Genomic DNA, 21,431 nt, shown 5'->3' on the forward strand with positions numbered 1-21,431 from the left:
AATCATTCGCCATTCTTGGTTTTAATAAAACTAGCGGAGGGAGAACCCGAGACTCCTACGGAACAGGACGCGGTGAAGACACTGTAGCGGCGCCCTTTCCGCGGAGGGGGCTGAGGCCGTTCCCGTGGAAAGCGAGGGATTTTCCCAGAGCGGATTTTTTGATCTATTCGTTTTTGACTCGCTTCATCAATGTTATGTCTCGGCCTCTTCTTTCAGTGACATCGTTTGAGATAAGAGAAGGTCTAGTAGTACAATAGAACAAAAGAAATGAAAAAGGAGTGGAGAATGATGAAGAAGCTTACGATCGCAAGCATTCCTGGAGACGGAGTCGGAAAAGAAGTTGTGCCTGAAGCACAAAGAGTATTGAAAGCGGTATCTGAATTGCATGGTGGGATTGAGTTTCAATTTTCCTCCTTTCCTTGGAGCTGTGAATATTATCTAGAACACGGAACAATGATGCCTGAAGATGGCTTAGAGCAATTAAAGGACTTTGATTCTATTTTTCTAGGGGCGGTGGGGAACCAGAATCTTGTTCCGGATCACGTATCATTATGGGGACTACTTATCAACATTCGCCGTGAGTTTGAGCAAGTGATTAATGTTAGACCAGCTAAAGTACTCGACGGAGTGAGGTCCCCACTTGTGAACCCTAAGGATTTTGATCTGTTAGTTGTTAGAGAAAATAGCGAGGGTGAATACAGCTCCATTGGTGGAAGAATCCATCAAGGAGAGGACGAGATTGCCATCCAAAATGCAGTTTTCTCCAGACGAGGCACCGAACGCGCTATGCGTTATGCCTTTGAGCTAGCCAAATCAAGACGCGGACATGTGACTAGCGCAACAAAGTCGAACGGGATTGTGTACTCCATGCCATTTTGGGACGAGGTGTTCCAGGAGGTTAGTCGGGACTACCCATCGATACAAACAGAATCACAGCATATTGATGCCCTAGCTGCTTTCTTTGTCACACGACCTGAGAAGTTTGATGTTATCGTAGCCTCTAATTTATTTGGAGACATTTTAACCGATATTGGTGCAGCGATTATGGGGAGTATTGGCGTCGCTCCTGCAGCAAACATCAACTTAAACGGTAAGTATCCATCGATGTTTGAGCCCGTTCATGGATCTGCACCTGATATCATAGGTAAGGGCATTGCTAATCCAATTGGGCAAATCTGGACTGCTAAAATGTTACTTGATCATCACGGGGAAACCGAGCTGGGTGAACATTTACTACACTCGATTGAACAGGTAACGAGTAAGGGAATCATTACGCCAGACATTGGCGGAGGTCATTCAACAACGGAAGTGACGAATGAGATTATTAAGACGTTGCAAAAGAAAACCATTTAATAACTTTAAAAGAAAGTAAAACCCTTAGGACGGCTGTAAGGCGCTATCAGGGGTTTCTTTCTTTTCGAAACCTTTGAAAAAAGAAAATGAGTTTTCGGTTGAAAGTTAAAACCAGTTATTGAATACTTATAGAATAGATAGATTTGTGTGAAAAAGGGGAGAATTCTATGACACAGTTAAAACGTATTGCAGTATTCTGCGGATCAAGTACCGGGACGGATCCGGTTTACATGGAGGAGGCAAGCAAATTAGGGACATTGCTTGCAAATAGAGGGATTGGTCTTGTCTATGGAGGCGCTCAAGTAGGCTGCATGGGTGCGGTTGCGAACGCATGCTTGGCAGCTGGTGGTGAAGTGATCGGAGTGATACCGGAGAAATTAATGAATGTTGAACTTGCTCATAGCGGATTAACAGAGCAGCATGTCGTGAAAACGATGCACGAACGAAAAGCGATGATGGCTGATTTGTCTGATGCCTTTATTGCATTACCTGGAGGGGCGGGAACTTTAGAAGAATGGTTTGAAGTCTTTACGTGGTCGCAGTTAGGCTATCATTCTAAGCCGTGTAGCTTCTTAAATGTAAATAACTTTTATCAGCCACTGCTACAAATGATGAATCATACAGTTGAGCAAGGATTTATGAGACCGGCTTATCAGGATCTGATTATTTCCGAGACAAATGCAACGGACTTGTTACACAGGTTGGAAACCTTTCAACCACTTGAAATCTCTAAGTGGGGAAACTAATGGATCCGTCCTTCGATCGGAAAAAGGAACCAATTATAATCGAAGATCCAAAGGATTACTGGCAGATCAAAGCTCAAGCAGAGAAGGACCATTTGTTTGAGCTTCTGCGTTACGGTCATTTAGTAGAAATTGAACATATCGGGAGCACGGCTGTACCTGGATTAGCAGCAAAGCCAGTCATTGATTTGATGGCAAAGGTAAAGGATTTTAGCAAGATAGATCAGATTATTGACATTTTGCAGAAAAACAGTTGGATTCACATCCCGGCTTTAGAAGGCGAAGAAGAATGGCGGAAGTACTTTATCAAATTACATAACAATAAACGAGTGGCTCATCTCCATATCGTTGAAGAAGATTCAGAGAAATGGGACGAGCATATCTCTTTTCGAGATGCCCTGCGTAGCACTCCTACACTCGTCAAAGAGTATGCCGAGTTAAAGAAGAAGTTAGCTTCTCAGTTTACTTATAATCGAGAGCAATATACGAGTGGAAAATCAGCTTTTATTCAATCGGTACTGAACAGACGACATAATTGATACAAAACAACAGAGACAAAGGGGGAGCCTAAAATGAAGAAAGAAAGTATTTATAAACGTCTTCAACTCACGCATCCCATCATTCAAGCTCCAATGGCAGGTGGGATTTCTACACCTGAACTAACGGCAGCCGTTTCCAACCATGGGGGCCTTGGAACGATTGCTGCAGGATATCTGACACCTGAAGCTCTTCGTGAACACATTCAAGAAGTCAAAAAGAAAACGGACCACTGGTTTGGAGTCAATGTTTTTGTCCCTTCTACCTATCAAGTTGAAGACTGTGCCTTACATACATCCAAGACATTACTACATCCAATCCATCAAAGTTTAGAGATTGAGCAGGAAGAGGTTTCCTTACCCAAGTCAGAGGAAGATTTTCGAACGTATCAAGCTTTAATTGATGTCATCATTGAAGAGCGTGTTCCAGTATGTACCTTTACTTTTGGTATCCCTTCGCACTCGATTATTGAGCGTTTAAAGCGACACAATATCGTGGTTATCGGCACAGCGACCACTGTAAAAGAAGCCATTGAGATTGAACGAGCAGGGCTTGATATGGTGATCCTGCAAGGAAGTGAAGCAGGAGGACATAGAGGCACATTTCTACATACAGAGGAAGAAGGCTTGATTGGCTTGATGGCACTGATCCCTCAAGCCATTCGTCTCATTCATATTCCGATTATTGCAGCCGGTGGAATTATGGATGGACGTGCACTGATGGCTGCCAGATGCTTAGGGGCGGATGCCGTTCAAATGGGAACAGCCTTTTTAACATGCACAGAAAGTGGAGCCTCAGATATTCATAAAAAAGCCATTACAAAAGCAACCGATAGTCAAACCATTTTAACAAGTGTGTTCTCCGGGAAAAAAGCGAGAGGAATCAACAATACGTTTATTCGAGTCATGCAAAAACACGAGGAGGACCTACCGGCGTTTCCTATTCAACACATACTCACTAAGTCCATTCGTCAGGAATCGATGAAGCAGAAGAATCGCGAATACATGTCCCTATGGTCTGGTCAAAGTCCAATGCTTGCAACCGTTCAAACAGCTGGAGAGTTGATTGAACGTGTCATGGAAGAAGCGGAAGAGGTATGGAATGGTGTCTAATTCCGACGATAAAACCAAAGTGGTGATTTTAGGAGTCGGGCATGCCAATCAACTTGTCTCTAAGGCTTGTCAACCGGCAGTCTATCGCGCTTTTTTTGACAGGGTTCAACCTGATGTGATTGGTGTGGAACGGGAGCCAGCGGCCTTTTTGAGATCAGATTTCTACGAATTTACTCATGAACAGCAACATATTATTATACCTTATGCAGAAAAGAAACAATGTACCGTTCGACCATTTGATTGGAATCCATCAATGGAAGAACAAAAACTAGCTTGGGGAGTAGCAGATAGTGAGCAGCTCCCTTTTAGTCGTTCTCATTCAACATTTAAACCATTTATATTCTTTCCAAGCCCGTTTACGTATGAAGATGATTTTTTCTTTTCTGAGAAAAAAGAGTCAGTTGATTTGATTAATGGAGAGTTTGAGGAAAAGAGGGGAGAAGCGGATTTTCCAAGACGATTTTTTTTGTACCGAACGTATATGCAAGCTATGCGTATTAAGCATATTGCACACGAGGCACGAGGAAAAACAGTACTAATTGTTGTTGGACACCTGCATAAGCCAGATATTGAACAAATTCTAGTTGAAAACAATGAGATTGAGCTTGTTCCACCTTCTACCTATGGATATCCAACAGAATCAGAGATTAAAAACCAATTCGAATCAAAGGACGCATCCTTCATCTTGGCGTTTAATCTGTTAGGACTTCAATCTCAATACGACATAGAAGTGAACTGGCTGAGGGATGTGCTAGAAAAATTACCAAGAGAGCAGATTTTTGAGAAAAAGCTTTATCAATTAAGACTAGCAACATTAACAGAGGAACTACAACCAACAGATGTAATAAAAGAGTATAAGGAGTTGGCTGATGGAATTGGATGGGAGAAGCGCTTCTTGTTTCAGACATTTAATCCAACGAGTAACCGAATGGACTCGTATTATGATCCGTTTGGCAATGTATCGGTAAAGGCAAGAATCTACATTGAGCTAGCCAGAGAATACGCTAAACAAGCTTCATATCAAAAAGCTGATGAGTTGAAAGCCTATTTACTTGAAGCTTCAGGTTGGACGTTGGAGGAAAAGCTGCGACTTGAAGGATATTGGGAAGAATTTGTGTTAGATATGTATTAGGACTATGCCAATAAACTCAATAGTATAGAAGGAGTGCCTGAATGAAGACGATTCTATTTGATTTTGATGGAACACTCGCCAATACATTACCCGTCTGTTTTAAAGCATTTCAAGACGTGTTTCGCTCGTTTGATGCAGTGGAGCTTACTGACAAAGATATTGTTAAAATGTTTGGCCCATCTGAGACGGGAATTATACGGAATCAGCTGAAGCATCCTGACGTAGAAGCTGCGATCGAATGTTACTACGCAAGTTACTCTGAGCACCATACCAAGCTTGTTGAGAAGAATGGGGATATTCAGGTTTTGTTGGAAACGTTGTTGGCTGATGGATATCAACTTGGAGTTATAACAGGCAAGGCTAAACGAAGCTTAGAAATTTCCCTTCAAGCACTGGACATGCATTCCTATTTTGATGTGTTGATCTCAGGAGATGACGTGACCAAACCAAAACCAGACCCAGAAGGCATTAAGCTCGCTCTTCAAAAGCTAGATTCTCACAAGGACGGCGCGATCTACCTTGGCGATAGCGATGCCGATCTGATAGCAGGGCATCGTGCGCAGGTGCAAACAGGTGAAGTGCACTGGCTGCCAGAATATCAACCAACGCTTACAGTGGAGGGAGATCGGGTGTTTCGTAGTACTGCTGAGCTAGTGGAGTATTTGGATGAGAGTAATGAGATGGGTGGGAAGTGAAAGGGTAAGAACCATTGTAAGAATAATAACAATGGAAACAAAGTGGGGTTCGCTGATGAAAGGACTCAAATGATTAAGCAATTAAACATGAACAACTCAACCATAATGATAAATGTCTGGAACCTTCAAATGAAATCATACCAAGTAGAAGCAAGCCTGATTGGCGTACGTACGTTTCCTCCACTTCAAGAAACGGTTGAAGATTATGTAAAGAGTCTCGATCTTTTCTATGGGGTCTACGAAAAAGAGGAATTAGTAGCCGTTATCTCCATTCAAGCTCAAGGTTCTACGATTGTCATAACAAGATTAATGGTTGATCCTGGACACTTTAGAAAAGGGATTGCTACTTCGTTAATAAACTACGTGAATACTCTTTATAAAGATCAAACTCAAATAAAAGTCTCAACTGCAAAGTTAAACGCACCGGCTGTTCAAGCGTATCGTAGGAATGGCTTTACCCAAATAGAAGAACATGTGACGCCAGAGGGAATCTCAATCGTCACATTGACCAAGAAACAATAACTGCATTTGACCTATCTAACATTGCAATATATACTTTACATTATGTAAGGTATATATTGCTTTTTTGTGGAGTGAGGAATGATGCGAAACAACGTTAGGGTCGCTCGGATAGAACAATCGTTAACGCAGGAACAACTTGCCAAGGCAGTAAAGGTAACAAGACAGACAATTGGTTTGATTGAAAAAGGGAAGTACAACCCAAGTTTACAGCTGTGTATGGCCATTGCCATGAAGCTTGATAAGACGTTGGATCAATTATTTTGGGAGGTAGACAAATGAAGTCGTGGCTTTCAATTTTCTTACCAGATGATGAATACAAACGAGAGAGAGTTATTTATTTCTTAGCTGAAGGTGGCGTTCTGTTGCTTCTTTATTTTGTTGGTGCCCTACTTATTAGTAGACTAATTCCTTCGCAGAATTTGACAGGACAGCTTGTAGTGCTTATCGGGTTTGGCTTGTATGCAACATACACAACACTACGATACAGTCTATCAGGTATTGAATTTGCAGATGTCATTGAACCTAATCACTTTAAGAAACAACAGAGGAAGCTTTTTAAACAGTCGATCGGTTTCTTTGTCATTTTCTTAATGATATCTCTGCTCTCACATTTTGATAATTTGTTGCCGACCATAGTTATAGCTTTGGTTGCTTCGATGCTCTTATACGTCCTAAACTACACTTCTCTTAAAAGATCCTACACGAAAAATAAAGAACTCATTGATTAGAAAAACAGTTGACTCTCACGTTACGTGATAGCTTAGAGTGATTTTTGAGGGAGGTGAGCTAGTTGCTAAAGATAAAAGAGGTAGCCAATCTGGTGGGGATTAGTGTGCGCACACTACATCACTATGATGAGATCGGTTTGCTTTGTCCGGATGAGGTGACCGATTCAGGCTATCGTTTATACTCTGAACGCAATCTTGATGACTTACAGCAGATTCTCTTTTACAGAGAACTCGATGTCCCTCTAAAAAAAATCAAAGAAATCATGAGTCGTCCTTCATTCGATCAGGTAGAAGCGTTACAAAGTCATCGCTCTATGCTGAGTGATAAAAGAAATCAACTTGATGAGATGATTTGTACGATCGATAAGACGCTCAGATTTAAGAAGGGTGAGATTCAGATGTCTAATCAAGAAAAGTTTGCTGGGTTTGATTTTTCAGGATGGAATAAACATGAGCAAGAGGCGAGAGACCGTTGGGGTGACGATGTTGTTGATAAAGCAACAGCCAATGTTGCTGGAAATGAAAAAGAGATGGGCGAAGAAATGAACCACATTTATCGCGAGCTTGCGGCTATCCGTCATCTAGATCCGACAAGTAAGGAAGCACAGGAGGCAATCAATAAATGGTTCACGTTCTTGAATAAGATTGGGACCTATTCGCTTGATGCTTTTGCTGGACTCGGAGAGATGTATGTCGCTGATGATCGGTTTAAAGAAAATATTGATCAGTTTGGCGAGGGCCTTGCCGCATTTATGCGCGAGGCAATGAGTGTATATGCAAGAGAGCAGCGATAAGCCAGGATAAAGCCTGAGAGTCAAGAGACTCTCAGGCTTTTTTTGATTTAATACATTATCGACTAGTATAACCAGCATCTGCATGAATGGTTGTACCTGTGATATAAGAAGCCTGATCAGATGCAAGCCATAATGATGCTTGTGCAACCTCACGAGGTGATCCAAAACGATTAAGCAAGCTTAATTGTGGAGCGTACTCTTCTTCTGTATGACCAAATTGTTCAAGTGCGGCACGTAGCATTGGAGTATCAATGGCTCCAGGAGCTACTTGGTTCACTCGGATATTTTTATCACCATTTTCAAGTGCAGCTGTTTTAGTCAGACCGTTCACACCATGTTTAGCAGCTACATAAGTCGCGTTATTTGGCTGTGGGCGGTATCCACTTACTGACGAAATATTAACAATTGAGCCGCCTTCACCTTGTTTGATCATTTGTTGAAGCTCATATTTCATACAAAGAGCTGTTCCCTTAAGGTCAACGTTCATCAACTTGTCCCAATACTCTTCATCAAAGTCAGATACCGGACGATCATCTGGAGTAATGGCAGCGTTATTTACTGCAACATCAAGACGACCAAATTTGTTAACTGTTGCTTCAACAAGCTGTTTTACTTGTTCAGATTTTGATACATCAACCTTATGGAAAAAGGCTGTTCCGCCATTTTCATTAATCGCAGCTGTCACTTCTTTCCCTTTCTCTTCGTTAAAGTCTGCTACGACAACTTTTGCTCCAGCTTCTGCAAATAACTGAGCTGTTGCTTGTCCCATACCCATTGCTGCTCCCGTGATTATAGCTACTTTACCTTCTAATACTGGAAATGTTTTCATGGTGTCACGCGCCCTTCAGCTAATATGTAATATATAGTGTGTACTAAGTACATGGTTATTATATCCTTTTTATTAGTAAGTAAAAAGTAATACGACTTACGTAGTGATTAGCGTAGGTTTGTCTATTTTAAACATGCGAAAACTTTCTTGTTTTATTTGCAAGGGTTCTTGATGATGGAGTTGTGTATTTGTTAAAACATCAATGAAGCCGTGGTGTAGCAATTGATTTGGAACAGAAATTTGGACGGAAGAGTTTTTTCGATTAATGACATAGACAAGCATGTCATTGTTGCTATGTGTTGAATAAATCAATACATCATCGTCACCTGATTCATAAAATTCAATCGAATCAACTGAACCCATGGGTAGGAGCTGTTTGCGCCAGGATATTAATGTTTTTATAAAGGAGAACAATTCAAGGTCTTGTTTGTCTTCATCCCAGACCATACATTCCCGGCAGCCAGGATCATTACCTCCTGTCATGCCAATCTCATCTCCGTAGTAAATGCAAGGTGAACCTGGCATGGAAAAGAGCATTAAATATTGAAGCATCACACGTTGTTTGTTGCCCTTGCTTTCTGTTAAAACACGTGCTGTATCATGGGAACCAAGTAAATTGAACTGAACGTGATTAACAGTCTGCGGATAGCTGAACAAGTGCCTAGTCACTGATTCTTTGAAGGAAGTCGTTGAGTGATTTTTTAAAATAAATCCTTGTATTGCATCTGTTAATGGATAGTTCATAACCGCATCGAATTGATCCCCTTGTAGCCAAGGAGAGGCCTGATGCCAGATCTCACCTAATATATAGACTTCAGGATTTATGGCTTTAACCGTCTGCCTAAATTCTCTCCAGAATGAGTGGTCCACTTCATTTGCCACATCCAAACGCCAGCCATCAATGTCAAAGTGTTGAGTCCAATAACGTGCCACTTGAAGTAGGTATTCTTTGACTTCTGGATTCGCCGTATTGAGTTTTGGCATCGTCCCTTCAAAAGCAAAGGTTTCGTAGTTTGGCTGTTTGTCTGTAGGACGTAATGGAAAGCTATGTGGGTGAAACCAATCCTTATATGGAGATTGCTCACCATTTTTTAGGACATCTTGAAAAGGGGCAAAATGGTACCCACTGTGGTTAAACACCGCATCAAGCATGATCCGAATGCCCCGCTCATGACAAGCTTGGATCAGGGTTTTTAGCATTTGATCATCACCAAATTGTGGATCAATCTCCATATAATCAATGGTATCGTACTTATGATTGGAGAACGCCTTAAAAATAGGAGTGAAATAGATGCCTGTGATCCCGAGAGAGTTTAAGTGATCCAAATGGTCATATACTCCTTTTAAATCACCACCAAAGAAAGAGTTCACCTTTGGTTTTTCGCTGCCCCATTCCAGCGTCTTTTCTGGATTAATAGAAGGATCGCCGTTCGCAAACCGTTCCGGGAAAATTTGATACCACACCGTATTACTCACCCAGTCTGGAGAAGTAAACTGTTCATTCGTATGAAGGTAGGGAAGACAAAAGAAAGGTGCTACATGTTCAGGAATCTCTTGAGTGAAACCTCGTTCAGTATAAACAATAGACTGGTCATCAGCTTGAAGTAAGAATCCATATCGCAATCGTGAGTGGGGTAAGTGAATGGTGACCGACCAATAATCATGTATTCCATCGCTGCCTACCCGTGACATAGCACTTTGTGTAACCTGCCATTTTCCTTCAGCCCAGATATATGGATCACCATATAACAGTGTAATCTGCTGAACATCACCTAAAGCTGTTTTTATACGAATGGTGATAGACTTGTCTGATGGGGAATAGATTTCAGCGTGTGTTTGTTGATGAATAATAGAAGATAGGATCATAAACGGGACCTCCTGTATTCATAAGATAGCTAAAGTGTAGAGGATGACTTTTAAGCTGTCAACGAAAAAATGCAAGCGTTTTCTTAAAAACTATTGCTAAATAGTAAGGTTCAAATTATACTGTTTGTGAAGTAAAGAGTTTTACATTTATCTTTTTGTGCAAACGTTTGCGTAAGTGTTCTGAATGTAACTATATACTAGAGGGGGAAGGGACATGACAAAAAGAAAGAGATTTATGTGGCCTGCTGTGATTGGTCTTTCTTTTACTTTAATGGCTTGTGGACCAGATCGAAGTGGGGTTCTGGAACAGTTGCAGCCAGAACCAGCAACAGAAGAGAATAAACCAGATTCGTTAAGGGTTTGGGTACACGACACGGAAACGTACCTACAAGCTTACAAAGTAATCGCTGAGCAATTTACAGAAGAAACAGGAATTGAGGTACAGCTTGTTCCGTTTGGGTTGTTCGATCAATTGGAAGCGATGTCACTCGACGCCCCTTCAGGTAGAGGACCTGACTTGTTTTTTCAACCACATGATATGACAGGTAACGCCTATCTTCAAGGAGTGGCTGCAGAGATTGAGTTAACAGATGAACAAAAGGAAGGATACATTGATGGATCGTTAGAAGCGTTGAGTTACAACGGAGTTCAAGTAGGGATTCCGGCATCGGTTGAAACATACGCTCTGATGTACAATGCGGATCTAATTCCCGAAGCACCGGAAACGATTGAAGCGCTTGAGCAAGTTGGCGAGGAATTAACAGATGCATCAAGTGATCAATATGGATTTCTCCTAGAAGCACAAAATGCCTTTTTCGCCTATCCATTTTTGGCGGCTTACGGAGGATACTTCTTCGGCGAAGATCAAGGAGTATACGATGTAGAAGATATCGGAATAGCCAATCAAGGTACGGTTCAAGGAACTGAGTTAATCCGCTCCTGGTATGAAAAAGGATATCTTCCTTCTAACTTAAACGGAGACATTATGAACGGATTGTTCTTACAAGGAAATGTGGGTGCAGTTGTGTCTGGTCCTTGGAGTATAAATGAGTATCGTAATGCGCTAGGAGATCAATTACGTACAGCTCCACTTCCAATGATTAATGGAGAGAGACTTGAATCCTTCGCCGGAGTAAAGGGATGGATGGTGAATGAGTACAGTGAGCATATCAACTGGGCAAAAGAGCTTGCATTGTTTATGACAAGTAAGGAAAGCTCAGAAATTTTCTTTGACTATGCACAAGAAATTCCTGCTCGTAGCGACATTGATCTTGAAGATGAGGTCTATGATGCGTTTATTGAGCAGCTAGAGTATGCAACATTTATGCCAAACGTACCAGCCGTTTCTGCTGTCTGGGAACCACTCGGGGATGCATTAATCTTCATCAGTAATGGCGATGATGCCGAGGAAGTGCTTGTTGAAACACAGGATATGATTGAAGACGAAATTGAGATCATGGGAGGTGGTGAGGAGTGAAACCAGTTCACAATTCACCTCATATAAAGAATTCAAATTCTATCCGAACAGCGGGATTACTGTCGATCATACCGGGTTTAGGGCAACTTTATAATAAGCAACGAGTGAAGGGAATCTGTTTCTTTGTGCTAGCCGCAGCCTTTGGGATTGTCTTCTATGACATTCTTAACATTGGTTTTTGGGGACTTGCCACACTTGGAACCTTACCAGGGGTTGATGATTCTAGAACGTTAATCGGACAAGGGATCGTAGCTGTATTCCTGACCGTGTTTGCAGCTCTCTTTTACATATTAAATATAAGAGATGCGCGCAAGATTGCTAGGAGCAGACAGCAGGGGCATGAGCCTTTAAGTCTAAGAGATGGATTCAGACACTCTTGGGATAAAAGCTTTCCGTATGTTCTGATTACACCGGGTCTAATCCTGTTGTTTATTGCGGTTATCTTTCCATTACTCTTTATGATTGTTCTTGCATTTACGAATTACAACTTATTTAATGCACCCCCAAGAAATGTATTGGATTGGGTAGGGATTCAGAACTTTATCGATCTGGCAACGATCCCAATTTGGCGGAATACATTTTTCTCTGTGCTTTCCTGGACCATTGTGTGGACAGCCATTGCGACAACTTCACAAATCGTCCTTGCCATGCTTCTTGCAGTCATGGTGAATGACAAGCGGGTTAAATTTAAACGATTGATTCGAACAGTATTGATCTTGCCTTGGGCAGTTCCAAGTTTTGTAACGATCCTAATCTTTGCAGCGTTATTCAACGACGGCTTTGGCGCCATTAACCGTGACCTCCTAGAACCGTTATTTAATACAACCATTCCGTGGATGACAGATCCATTCTGGGCGAAAATCGCCTTGATTTTAATCCAGACATGGCTTGGATTCCCGTTTGTGTTTGCTTTATTTACGGGAGTCTTACAAAGCGTATCTGATGACTGGTATGAAGCTGCGGACATGGACGGGGCAAGTCGAATTCAAAAGTTTCGTTTTATTACTTTGCCACACGTTTTGTTTGCAACGGCACCATTATTAATCATGCAATATGCAGGGAACTTTAATAACTTCAATATTATCTATCTATTTAACGAGGGTGGACCCCCAGTTAGAGGACAAAATGCAGGTGGAACAGATATCCTCATATCCTGGGTTTACAGCCTAGCCTTTGAAAACTCTCAGTACAGTATGGCGGCTGCAATCTCAATCATTATTGGTTTAATCGTGGCTGTGTTTGCTATTTTTCAATTTCGTAAAAGTCGTTCATTTAAGGAAGGGGAGTAACGAATATGAAACAAAAAACAAGATCGCGGATAGAAGTAGGGTTCATCTATCTCTTCATCGCATTTATGTTTGTTGTCATTGGTTATCCATTGCTATGGACAATCGGACTTTCTTTAAATGAAGGAACCAACCTATATAGCTCAAGCATTATTCCGGAAAACTGGTCTCTTGAGCATTACAAATGGCTTTTCTTTGATGAACAAAGTAACTACGTTCAATGGTATAAGAATTCACTCATTGTCGCATTTGCTACATCGATCTCAGCGACGATCATCGTTTGTTTAACATCGTATGCTTTTTCAAGATATAAGTTTGTGGGTAGAAAAAATGGCTTGTATTTCTTTTTAGTCCTGCAAATCTTCCCGGTTATTATGGCGATGGTCGCAATCTACGTTCTCTTAAATACAATTGGACTGCTTAATTCATTGTTTGGATTGGTGTTGATCTATGTAGGCGGGGCCATTCCTATGAACGCTTTTCTGGTAAAAGGATACTTTGACACGATTCCAAAAGAGCTAGACGAATCCGCCAAGCTAGATGGAGCGGGTCACTTTCGGATCTTCTTTACAATCATGCTGCCATTAGCTAAACCAATCCTTGCTGTTGTAGCGTTGTTTAATTTTATGTCTCCATTAATGGACTTTATCCTTCCGCGAATTGTTTTGCGGAGTCCAGAAAATTATACGTTGGCGCTTGGTTTATTTAACTTTGTAAGTGACCAGTTTGCTAATAACTTTACACGATTCGCGGCGGGAACCGTTTTGATTGCGATTCCGATTTCGATTGTCTTCTTGTTCTTACAACGATACTTAATTTCAGGCCTTTCCTCTGGAGCAACGAAGGGTTAAAACGCTTAGAAAATGGGGTTAATAGAGATGAAAAACCAATGGTGGAAAGAAGCTGTATGCTATCAGATTTATCCGAGAAGTTTTTATGATTCAAATGGAGATGGGATTGGGGATTTACAGGGAGTCATCGAGAAACTCGATTACTTAAAATGGATGGGGATTGATGTGATCTGGATGAGTCCTATGTATGATTCACCTAATGATGATAATGGATACGATATACGAGACTATAAAGCAATCATGACAGAGTTCGGAACGATGGATGATTTTGATCAATTGCTAGAAGAAGTGCATAAGCGTGATATGAAGATGATCATTGATTTGGTGATTAATCATACTTCAGATGAGCATGAATGGTTTGTTGAATCAAGATCATCCACCACAAGTGAAAAACGAGATTGGTACATTTGGAGAGACGCAAAAGAGGATGGATCCGAACCGAATAATTGGGCATCGATCTTTAATGGCTCGGCCTGGGAGTGGGACGAAGAAACAGAGCAATATTACCTCCACATCTTCTCAAAGAAACAGCCGGACTTAAACTGGGAGAATCCAGACGTACGCCATCAGTTGTACGATACGATGAACTGGTGGCTTGATATGGGAATTGATGGATTTCGGGTAGATGCCATTAGTCATATTAAAAAAGTAGAAGGATTACCGGATATACCTAATAAGAGCGAAGCTGAACCTTATATTGAGTCTTTTGATGGGCACATGAATCGTCCTGGGATTCAAACCTTTTTACAGGAAATGAAGCAACACACACTCGATCAATATGATGTGATGACAGTGGGTGAAGCAAACGGCGTTAGCATGGAGGAACCTGACGACGTTCGCGCGTGGGTCGGCGAAGAGGATGGGGTGTTTAACATGGTTTTTCAATTTGAACATCTCGGTCTTTGGAGTAAAGATTCAAGCCAAACCCTTGATGTGCAGGCGCTAAAGGAAGCTCTTTCTAAATGGCAATACGGACTTGAAGGAGTTGGCTGGAATGCTCTCTTTATTGAAAATCACGATCAGCCTCGATCTGTCTCATCATGGGGAAATGATACGAATTATTGGAATGTGTGTGCAAAAGCACTAGGTACACTTTATTTCTTTATGAAAGGCACGCCTTTTATTTATCAAGGACAGGAGCTAGGCATGACCAACGTTCAATTCCCATCTATTGATGATTATGATGATGTATCGATGCGTAATTATTATAAGCAAGAGCGGTCAAAGGGCAAGTCTCATGAGGATGTGATGCAGGTGGTCTGGAGCCAAGGAAGGGATAATTCACGTACCCCTATGCAGTGGACAGACGAATTACACGGGGGATTCAGTACCGGTGAACAAACGTGGATGAAGGTGAACCCAAATTATAAACAGATTAATGTGAAGGATCAGGAGGAAGATGACTCGTCCATACTCAATTATTACCGTGAAATGATCAAGCTTAGAAAGATGCATCAAACATTTATCGACGGGGTCTATGAACTACGAAATGCTCGGGATGAACAAATCTTCATGTATAAACGAATAGGTGAAGGTGCCAGCTTTACGGTTATCGTAAATCTCTCAGAAAAAATGAAAGTGCTCGAGCCACTCTCATTAGGTACATGTGTGTTGAGTAACTACGACATAGAAGTAAGTGATCAACTCCAACCGTACGAAGCAAGAGTTTACCAATCACTCTAGACAAATGAAGTGCTCATTGTCATGATAAAAGAGTGTATAATTAATGCCTGCTTATAAAGGATGGAAGCACGATGACAATAACTATAAAAGACGTTGCCAAACGCGCAAATGTCGCTCCTTCTACCGTTTCAAGAGTCATTGCAAACAATCCAAACATCAGCATGAAGACAAAGGAAAAAGTAAGAAGTGTGATGGAGGAGCTCGGTTATTATCCGAATGTTAACGCGAGAAATCTAGTCAATAACCGCACAAATGTAATCGGAGTAATTATGCCGAGTGCAAGCTATGCACCATTCCAAAATCCTTTCTTTCCTGAAGTTTTACGTGGCATCACGGCTGAAGCGAATGAAAAAAGATATGGGCTATATTTGTCTACAAGTCAAACGGAGCAAGCGATTTTAGATGAAGTGAAGGATATGGTACATAGTCGTCGTGTAGATGGGCTCATTTTGCTGTATTCAACGATTGATGACCCGGTCATTGATTTTCTTCTGGAAAAGTCTTTTCCGTTTGTAATTGTAGGGCAACCGGCAGAGCAGCTGAGGGAATCGGTTTCTTTTGTAAACAATGATAATGTTCAAGCAGCGAAGATGATGACAGAGTATTTATTGCTCCTAAAGCATAAACGAATTGCTTTTATTGGTGGTAGAAGCGATGCGTTTGTAACGATTGATCGCAAAAGTGGCTACTGTAATGCGTTAGAAGAGGCTGAGATTGAACTTGATGAATCACTAATGGTCTATCATGATGAGATTTTTGAGGGCGGGGAGAAGGCTGTTATTGAATTAATGTCGAGAAAAACACCACCATCGGCCATGATTGTTACCGACGATTTAATGGCGCTGGGTGTTCTTCGAATGTTATTCAGTATGAATATCTCTGTGCCAGATGACATGTCAGTCGTGAGTTTTAATAATGTCTTAATGTCAAAGCTCTCTACTCCACCACTTACAACGTTAGATATCCGTATTTTTGAATTAGGCTATAAAGCGGCTCAAATGGTTCGCCAAAGGATTCTTGATCCTAAAACGCCACCAAAAGGCTTAATTGTTGATCACCACTTAATCCGAAGAGCAACAAGTAAAACGTATGTCGAATAAAAAGATAAAAGCCTGAGAATTGGAGACAAATTCTCGGGCTTTTTTTGGCTATGTAAGGTCGTCCGCCAGCTACTTCATGTGATACAATGGGTAAAACTGTCATAAAGGGAGTGACCACAATGATTGATTATCTACCTTACATGCTTATAATCCTTGGTGGGACGTATTTGATTGTATTCATTCTAAACGGCATCCTGGATACATTGTTTGGACTTGAACCAAGTATAAAGAAGTGGGCGTTATCTTCTAGTCTCATCACACTGCTGATCTTAATTGCGATGCCATTACTTGGCGGATTGTTTGTGTAAGGCTACCAATAATGCTTCATTAGCTCATGAGACCATGTCGGTTGCGTGATTGTTCCTTTTGGGAGAAATTCTTTCATAACGGGCTTAATGTCGAGGACAGGTGTCCCATCTATACAATCCAAGTTTTCGACAATCAGTGTGAGCCCCTCTCTTTTGATCATACGAGCGGTCGTCAGTCCTAAACGGTTTGGTCTGTTTTTACCTCGCTGCGCAAAGATTCCTGTTAAGGGATAGGCCTCATTATTTCGTGGGTGTCTCGCACCCGTAATAATCTTTTCCTCCTCCACTTCATGGAAATAAAAGATCACTTCTACATGAGAGAAGGATTCAATCTCAAATAAAGATTCTTCTGAAAATGAATGATTAACCACAATCTTTGATTGGACTGATCCCCAATGGTCATCTTTAACTTCGCTTCTTTCGCTTGCTACTACGCCGATTGGCTCGATTTTGATCATCATATTACTCCTCCTAAAAATATACAGATATAAGTATACTTATCATTGTACATAATACTCCTAAAAGTTTCTTTGAAAAAAATAAAAAAAAGGCTTTATTTCTTTGAACAAGAGGCGTATGATCAGCTTTAGAAATAAAAGAAAAGCGCAGAATATTTCAACCGAAATAACGGGGGAACCATTGAGTTTGTAAACTCTGGGGTTAATTATTTCTTACCTTTGAGTAAGGAATAACGGGCACTCTCAAGTCCGAATCCGTCAGCTAACCTCGTATGCGTATTTGAGAGAGAACGATCTATGCTGAAGCTAAAAGCTCCTAGATGATGCTCTCTTTTCTTGGAGTTTTTTTGTGCTGTTAAACAACCTTAGGAGGGTATGTAGAAATGAACATGGAAGAAAAAATTATGGTATGCCATATTTCAGAGAATCAGAATGGGGATCCTCTTGTACAAAGAGGGGTCCAGCTTTCGCAAATGTTTGATTCTCCTTTATATATATTGTATTTGAGTGGGCAGTCTGAAGATGAGGAACGCTGTAAAGATCAGTTATCACGATTAGGCTGTCAGGATTTGGTCGATGATGAACGTATGAACTCGATCTTTCAAACGTATAACGGACAGGATAAGCTTCCGCAAATTATTTTAGATCAGGCACGTGAGAATAAAATCACACAGCTAGTGATCAGTGAATGCAGTAAATCAAGATGGGAGCTTCTTAAAAAAGGAGATTTCATTAATCGTCTAGTGAGTAAGATGGGTGACATTGATTTGCATATCGTTCCTTCAAGTAGATAACAAGGAACAAGGGATGTGTAGGAGGAGAAATTCTTGAAAAAACAATTTATCGTAATCGGTCTAGGGCGCTTTGGCAGTAGTTTGACTCAGACATTAGTTGAGGCAGGGCACGAGGTTCTAGCTGTAGATAAAGATATTGATTTGGTTCAAAGTATGTCATCCATTGCTACACATGCCATTCAAGCCGATTCAACGGATGAAGAGGTATTAAAAGAACTTGGAGTTGGGAACTTTAGTCATGCGATTGTTGCGATCGGTGAGAATCTTCAATCAAGTATTCTAACAACACTTCTGCTGAAAGAAATGAATATTCCAAAGGTTACGGTGAAGGCAAAAAATATCATGTACGGGAAGGTTTTAACCAAAATAGGTGCGGATCAAGTGGTCTATCCAGAACGAGACATGGGTATTCGCTTAGGTAGGCAATTAAGCTCAAATAACTTAATTGATTATATTGAATTGTCTCCTGACTATAACTTAGTTGAGCTTAATGCACCGGCTATGATGAACGGATATACGATTCAAGAGCTTGATGTCCGTGCCAAATATGGTGTGAATATTATGGCCATCAAATCAGCAGATGGGATGAATATTTCACCGCTAGCAGAAGATAAGATTCGGACAGGTGATACGCTACTTATTATTGGAGCGAATGAAGATATAAGTGCACTGGAACGTAAGTATGAATAACATGGAGCCCCATATCCATCAAAAGAATGCATTGAAGGTTAAACTTTCTCAGATGACAAACAAGATGAGCCCACCTCAATTCGTGATGCTCGTCTTTCTTTTTCTTATTTTAATCGGAGCAATATTATTAGCTTTACCAGTTTCATCCGCTAGCGGACTGTCGATTGGTTTAGTAGATGCATTATTTACAGCAACCTCTGCCGTCTGTGTAAATGGACTTGCAGTTGTAGACACCGGCACTGTGTTTTCTACTTTTGGTCAAGTTATTATAGCTGTTCTCATTCAAATTGGTGGACTTGGGTTTATGACTATGGGAGTAATCATAGCCATTTTGCTCGGTAAACGAATAGGATTAAGACAACGATTAATCATTCAGCAAACCACTCAATCCAAGTCTTCTTCTGGTTTAGTAAAGCTATGTCTATACATTGTTTGTATTGCTTTTGCTTTTGAGATGGTGGCAGTAGCGGTTTTAACCTTACGCTGGACGGGAGATATGGGTTTTTCAGATGCATTATACAACGCGATATTTCATTCGATCTCGGCGTTTAACAATGCTGGATTCGCGTTATGGTCGGATAGTCTCTCTGAATACGTAAACGATCCGGTTGTGAATCTTACAATCATTTGGTTACTTGTAAGTGGGGGATTAGGGTATATCGTCATTGTTGAATTGATTCGAAAACGAAAGTGGAAGCCTTTATCCTTGCACACAAAAATTGTGTTAGTAAGTTCAGGCAGCTTACTCCTGGTGGGGTTTGTTCTTTTGTTTGCATTGGAGACCTTAAACCCTCATACATTCGGTCAATTAAGTGTATCTGAACGGATCTGGTCAGGATTCTTCCAAAGTGCGACAGCCAGGAGTGCCGGTTTTAACACAATAGATATCAGTTCAATGCTTTCAGCTTCTCAGCTTGTATTAATTATACTGATGTTTATCGGTGCTTCTTCTGGAGGGACCGGAGGCGGAATTAAAACAACAACATTCTTTGTATTAATTTTAGCGACGATTAATACTTTCCGTGGTGGTGGCCAAATCCATGCATTTGAACGTAAGATCTCAACGGATGTGATCATGCGTGCACTTGCGGTGGTCATGAGCTCCATTCTATGTGTGCTTATCGTTGCTTTGCTCCTGACTGTAACAGAGGGAATTTATGAAGAACATTTTATGGAGGTTCTTTTTGAAGCGACTTCAGCATTCAGTACAGCTGGTCTCTCAATGGGACTCACAAGTGAACTGACTGAGCCCGGAAAAGCAATTGTGACAGTCACTATGTTTATTGGACGTTTAGGCCCCCTGACGCTTGCTTATGCATTAGCGGAGAAAAAGCGTAAGTCAAAGCTTGGGTATCCCGAGGATCATGTGTTAATTGGATAAAAAGAAAGATGACGAATTCCATTTTAGGAGTCGTCATCTTTTTTTGTATGTTAAGCAAATAATTCTTCAGTTAAATCTGCATTCACCCCAATCCCTGCCTTATGACCCGATGCTGCTGACACAATAAGCTGCGAATAGGCAGGACTGATCGCATCTCCTGCTGCATAGATGTTTTTAATAGATGTGCGTCCGAAATCATCAATGACCAGAGCCCCGTGCTCAGTCAATTCAAAATTCATCTTTTCTCTAAGTGGATTAAATATAAACGTAGGCGCTACAAATCCACCAGAACGATCAAGCTTTGTTCCATCTTCAAATGTTACGCTTGAGAGCTGTCCATTTTCTCCAGAGAGCTGGACGATTTTTTGGGTCTGAATGGTAATACCCTTTTCCTTAAGCTTCTGTATTACTTCAGGCTCTATATCAAAGTCGGAACCATTTGTCGCTAACACTAAATCCTTTGACCAATTATAGAGAACCTTCGCCATATGACTGGCATGCTCCGTATCATTAATAATAATCAAAGGCTGATCTCTGAGTTCCCATCCATCACAATACGGACAATTAAATACACTTTTTCCGTAAAAATGGTGTATTCCTTCTATAGAAGGGAGAGACTCTTTAAAACCGACGGCGAGAATTAATTTCTTCGCATAATAGCGTTTAGCATCAGATGTAGTAATGGTAAAAAAAGAATCATCATTAGCTGGAGCGATGGATGAAACGGTCTGTTCAATAATATTAACGGAGGAGTACGCTGTTACATCTTCTCGTCCGAGTCTCCGAAGCTCGGAGGGGGTTGTACCGTCCCTTGTGAGAAATCCATGAGATTCATGTGTCACTTGATTACGATTTGTTGCATCATCAAATAGAAGAACGTCTCTACGGGATCTTCCTAGCACGAGAGCTGAACTAAGGCCAGCTGGACCGCCTCCAATGATTGCACAATCAACAATATAGTTGGGTTGCATCTTGTCGCCTTCTTTCGTCTCCATTATAGATACTCTATATCTATAATAGAAGGGATGATTGAAAAAAGCAAATACAAAGAGACTGTTTATTGACGCTTGCGAATGTCAATTGAGATAATAA

At 41.0% G+C, this 21,431-nt stretch carries 23 protein-coding genes and 1 riboswitch; of the genes, 19 read left to right on the plus strand and 4 right to left on the minus strand.

Annotation, left to right across the window (positions count from 1 at the left end):
• Positions 1–288 precede the first annotated feature (288 nt).
• From NSQ54_04240 to NSQ54_04285, 10 genes are all read left to right on the plus strand, one after another.
• On the plus strand, positions 289–1,353 hold the full coding sequence (locus NSQ54_04240) for a tartrate dehydrogenase (GenBank protein WYP27331.1): 1,065 nt from the start codon (positions 289–291) through the stop codon (positions 1,351–1,353).
• Between the two features lie 167 nt (positions 1,354–1,520).
• Complete coding sequence (locus tag NSQ54_04245; GenBank protein WYP27332.1) at positions 1,521–2,099, plus strand: TIGR00730 family Rossman fold protein; 579 nt, start codon at positions 1,521–1,523, stop codon at positions 2,097–2,099.
• Positions 2,099–2,635 carry a GrpB family protein gene (locus NSQ54_04250; GenBank protein WYP27333.1) on the plus strand — a complete coding sequence of 179 codons (537 nt, stop codon included), beginning with the start codon at positions 2,099–2,101 and terminating at the stop codon, positions 2,633–2,635. Before NSQ54_04245 ends, NSQ54_04250 begins: the two co-directional genes overlap by 1 nt.
• Positions 2,636–2,668: 33 nt before the next feature.
• Positions 2,669–3,745, plus strand: a complete 1,077-nt coding sequence (locus NSQ54_04255; GenBank protein ID WYP27334.1) for a nitronate monooxygenase — start codon at positions 2,669–2,671, stop codon at positions 3,743–3,745.
• Positions 3,735–4,877 (plus strand): hypothetical protein, encoded by a 1,143-nt coding sequence (locus tag NSQ54_04260; GenBank protein ID WYP27335.1) that lies wholly within the window; start codon positions 3,735–3,737, stop codon positions 4,875–4,877. Before NSQ54_04255 ends, NSQ54_04260 begins: the two co-directional genes overlap by 11 nt.
• A gap of 41 nt (positions 4,878–4,918) precedes the next feature.
• Positions 4,919–5,572, plus strand: a complete 654-nt coding sequence (locus NSQ54_04265; GenBank protein WYP27336.1) for an HAD family hydrolase — start codon at positions 4,919–4,921, stop codon at positions 5,570–5,572.
• Positions 5,573–5,641: 69 nt separating this feature from the next.
• Positions 5,642–6,094 (plus strand): GNAT family N-acetyltransferase, encoded by a 453-nt coding sequence (locus tag NSQ54_04270; protein ID WYP27337.1) that lies wholly within the window; start codon positions 5,642–5,644, stop codon positions 6,092–6,094.
• A gap of 81 nt (positions 6,095–6,175) precedes the next feature.
• The gene (locus NSQ54_04275; GenBank protein WYP27338.1) at positions 6,176–6,373 is read left to right on the plus strand and encodes a helix-turn-helix transcriptional regulator; all 198 of its coding nucleotides are present in this window, start codon (positions 6,176–6,178) and stop codon (positions 6,371–6,373) included.
• The gene (locus NSQ54_04280) at positions 6,370–6,822 is read left to right on the plus strand and encodes a hypothetical protein (protein WYP27339.1); all 453 of its coding nucleotides are present in this window, start codon (positions 6,370–6,372) and stop codon (positions 6,820–6,822) included. Before NSQ54_04275 ends, NSQ54_04280 begins: the two co-directional genes overlap by 4 nt.
• A 62-nt stretch (positions 6,823–6,884) precedes the next feature.
• The gene (locus tag NSQ54_04285; GenBank protein ID WYP27340.1) at positions 6,885–7,616 is read left to right on the plus strand and encodes a MerR family transcriptional regulator; all 732 of its coding nucleotides are present in this window, start codon (positions 6,885–6,887) and stop codon (positions 7,614–7,616) included.
• A 55-nt stretch (positions 7,617–7,671) separates the two neighbouring features.
• Here the strand turns inward: NSQ54_04285 and NSQ54_04290 are convergent, their stop codons facing one another.
• Together NSQ54_04290 and NSQ54_04295 are read right to left on the minus strand one after the other, a co-directional pair.
• Positions 7,672–8,445, minus strand: a complete 774-nt coding sequence (locus NSQ54_04290) for a glucose 1-dehydrogenase (GenBank protein ID WYP27341.1) — start codon at positions 8,443–8,445, stop codon at positions 7,672–7,674.
• Between the two features lie 96 nt (positions 8,446–8,541).
• On the minus strand, positions 8,542–10,311 hold the full coding sequence (locus tag NSQ54_04295; GenBank protein ID WYP27342.1) for a glycoside hydrolase family 13 protein: 1,770 nt from the start codon (positions 10,309–10,311) through the stop codon (positions 8,542–8,544).
• Between the two features lie 214 nt (positions 10,312–10,525).
• On the opposite strand from NSQ54_04295, the gene NSQ54_04300 reads away from it, so the two are divergent.
• From NSQ54_04300 to NSQ54_04325, 6 genes are all read left to right on the plus strand, one after another.
• Positions 10,526–11,788 (plus strand): extracellular solute-binding protein, encoded by a 1,263-nt coding sequence (locus NSQ54_04300; GenBank protein ID WYP27343.1) that lies wholly within the window; start codon positions 10,526–10,528, stop codon positions 11,786–11,788.
• A gap of 23 nt (positions 11,789–11,811) precedes the next feature.
• Positions 11,812–13,077: a sugar ABC transporter permease gene (locus tag NSQ54_04305; protein WYP28495.1), complete on the plus strand. Its 1,266-nt coding sequence runs from the start codon at positions 11,812–11,814 to the stop codon at positions 13,075–13,077.
• A 5-nt stretch (positions 13,078–13,082) separates the two neighbouring features.
• On the plus strand, positions 13,083–13,925 hold the full coding sequence (locus tag NSQ54_04310) for a sugar ABC transporter permease (protein ID WYP27344.1): 843 nt from the start codon (positions 13,083–13,085) through the stop codon (positions 13,923–13,925).
• Between the two features lie 27 nt (positions 13,926–13,952).
• On the plus strand, positions 13,953–15,608 hold the full coding sequence (locus NSQ54_04315) for an alpha-glucosidase (GenBank protein ID WYP27345.1): 1,656 nt from the start codon (positions 13,953–13,955) through the stop codon (positions 15,606–15,608).
• 71 nt (positions 15,609–15,679) lie between these two features.
• Positions 15,680–16,708: a LacI family DNA-binding transcriptional regulator gene (locus tag NSQ54_04320; protein ID WYP27346.1), complete on the plus strand. Its 1,029-nt coding sequence runs from the start codon at positions 15,680–15,682 to the stop codon at positions 16,706–16,708.
• A 119-nt stretch (positions 16,709–16,827) separates the two neighbouring features.
• Positions 16,828–17,016, plus strand: a complete 189-nt coding sequence (locus NSQ54_04325; protein ID WYP27347.1) for a hypothetical protein — start codon at positions 16,828–16,830, stop codon at positions 17,014–17,016.
• Between the two features lie 2 nt (positions 17,017–17,018).
• Here the strand turns inward: NSQ54_04325 and NSQ54_04330 are convergent, their stop codons facing one another.
• Complete coding sequence (locus tag NSQ54_04330) at positions 17,019–17,474, minus strand: SAM-dependent methyltransferase (protein WYP28496.1); 456 nt, start codon at positions 17,472–17,474, stop codon at positions 17,019–17,021.
• A 136-nt stretch (positions 17,475–17,610) separates the two neighbouring features.
• Positions 17,611–17,766: riboswitch (cyclic di-AMP (ydaO/yuaA leader) on the plus strand.
• Between the two features lie 91 nt (positions 17,767–17,857).
• Here NSQ54_04330 and NSQ54_04335 point away from each other — a divergent pair.
• Genes NSQ54_04335 through NSQ54_04345 form a run of 3 tightly spaced genes read left to right on the plus strand, consistent with a single transcriptional unit; the run spans position 17,858 to position 20,339 of the window.
• Entirely contained in the window at positions 17,858–18,268 is a 411-nt protein-coding gene (locus NSQ54_04335; protein ID WYP27348.1) for a hypothetical protein, read from the plus strand.
• A 33-nt stretch (positions 18,269–18,301) separates the two neighbouring features.
• A complete protein-coding gene (locus NSQ54_04340; protein ID WYP27349.1) occupies positions 18,302–18,958 on the plus strand; it encodes a TrkA family potassium uptake protein in 657 nt (218 codons plus the stop codon).
• Positions 18,951–20,339 (plus strand): TrkH family potassium uptake protein, encoded by a 1,389-nt coding sequence (locus NSQ54_04345; GenBank protein ID WYP27350.1) that lies wholly within the window; start codon positions 18,951–18,953, stop codon positions 20,337–20,339. Before NSQ54_04340 ends, NSQ54_04345 begins: the two co-directional genes overlap by 8 nt.
• A gap of 50 nt (positions 20,340–20,389) precedes the next feature.
• Here the strand turns inward: NSQ54_04345 and NSQ54_04350 are convergent, their stop codons facing one another.
• Positions 20,390–21,334 (minus strand): NAD(P)/FAD-dependent oxidoreductase, encoded by a 945-nt coding sequence (locus NSQ54_04350; GenBank protein WYP27351.1) that lies wholly within the window; start codon positions 21,332–21,334, stop codon positions 20,390–20,392.
• Between the last annotated feature and the right edge of the window lie 97 nt (positions 21,335–21,431).

The organism is Alkalihalobacillus sp. FSL W8-0930 (genome assembly GCA_037965595.1).
Classification (GTDB): Bacteria; Bacillota; Bacilli; order Bacillales; family Bacillaceae_D; genus Alkalicoccobacillus.

Coding starts and splice junctions, on each gene's coding strand:
- NSQ54_04315 (WYP27345.1), top strand. CDS start 13,953: ATGAAAAACCAATGGTGGAAAGAAGCTGTATGCTATCAGATTTATCCG.
- NSQ54_04295 (WYP27342.1), bottom strand. CDS start 10,311: ATGATCCTATCTTCTATTATTCATCAACAAACACACGCTGAAATCTAT.
- NSQ54_04290 (WYP27341.1), bottom strand. CDS start 8,445: ATGAAAACATTTCCAGTATTAGAAGGTAAAGTAGCTATAATCACGGGA.
- NSQ54_04260 (WYP27335.1), top strand. CDS start 3,735: ATGGTGTCTAATTCCGACGATAAAACCAAAGTGGTGATTTTAGGAGTC.
- NSQ54_04350 (WYP27351.1), bottom strand. CDS start 21,334: ATGGAGACGAAAGAAGGCGACAAGATGCAACCCAACTATATTGTTGAT.
- NSQ54_04345 (WYP27350.1), top strand. CDS start 18,951: ATGAATAACATGGAGCCCCATATCCATCAAAAGAATGCATTGAAGGTT.
- NSQ54_04325 (WYP27347.1), top strand. CDS start 16,828: ATGATTGATTATCTACCTTACATGCTTATAATCCTTGGTGGGACGTAT.
- NSQ54_04310 (WYP27344.1), top strand. CDS start 13,083: ATGAAACAAAAAACAAGATCGCGGATAGAAGTAGGGTTCATCTATCTC.
- NSQ54_04275 (WYP27338.1), top strand. CDS start 6,176: ATGCGAAACAACGTTAGGGTCGCTCGGATAGAACAATCGTTAACGCAG.
- NSQ54_04245 (WYP27332.1), top strand. CDS start 1,521: ATGACACAGTTAAAACGTATTGCAGTATTCTGCGGATCAAGTACCGGG.
- NSQ54_04240 (WYP27331.1), top strand. CDS start 289: ATGAAGAAGCTTACGATCGCAAGCATTCCTGGAGACGGAGTCGGAAAA.
- NSQ54_04280 (WYP27339.1), top strand. CDS start 6,370: ATGAAGTCGTGGCTTTCAATTTTCTTACCAGATGATGAATACAAACGA.
- NSQ54_04300 (WYP27343.1), top strand. CDS start 10,526: ATGACAAAAAGAAAGAGATTTATGTGGCCTGCTGTGATTGGTCTTTCT.
- NSQ54_04335 (WYP27348.1), top strand. CDS start 17,858: ATGAACATGGAAGAAAAAATTATGGTATGCCATATTTCAGAGAATCAG.
- NSQ54_04330 (WYP28496.1), bottom strand. CDS start 17,474: ATGATCAAAATCGAGCCAATCGGCGTAGTAGCAAGCGAAAGAAGCGAA.
- NSQ54_04320 (WYP27346.1), top strand. CDS start 15,680: ATGACAATAACTATAAAAGACGTTGCCAAACGCGCAAATGTCGCTCCT.
- NSQ54_04270 (WYP27337.1), top strand. CDS start 5,642: ATGATTAAGCAATTAAACATGAACAACTCAACCATAATGATAAATGTC.
- NSQ54_04255 (WYP27334.1), top strand. CDS start 2,669: ATGAAGAAAGAAAGTATTTATAAACGTCTTCAACTCACGCATCCCATC.
- NSQ54_04265 (WYP27336.1), top strand. CDS start 4,919: ATGAAGACGATTCTATTTGATTTTGATGGAACACTCGCCAATACATTA.
- NSQ54_04250 (WYP27333.1), top strand. CDS start 2,099: ATGGATCCGTCCTTCGATCGGAAAAAGGAACCAATTATAATCGAAGAT.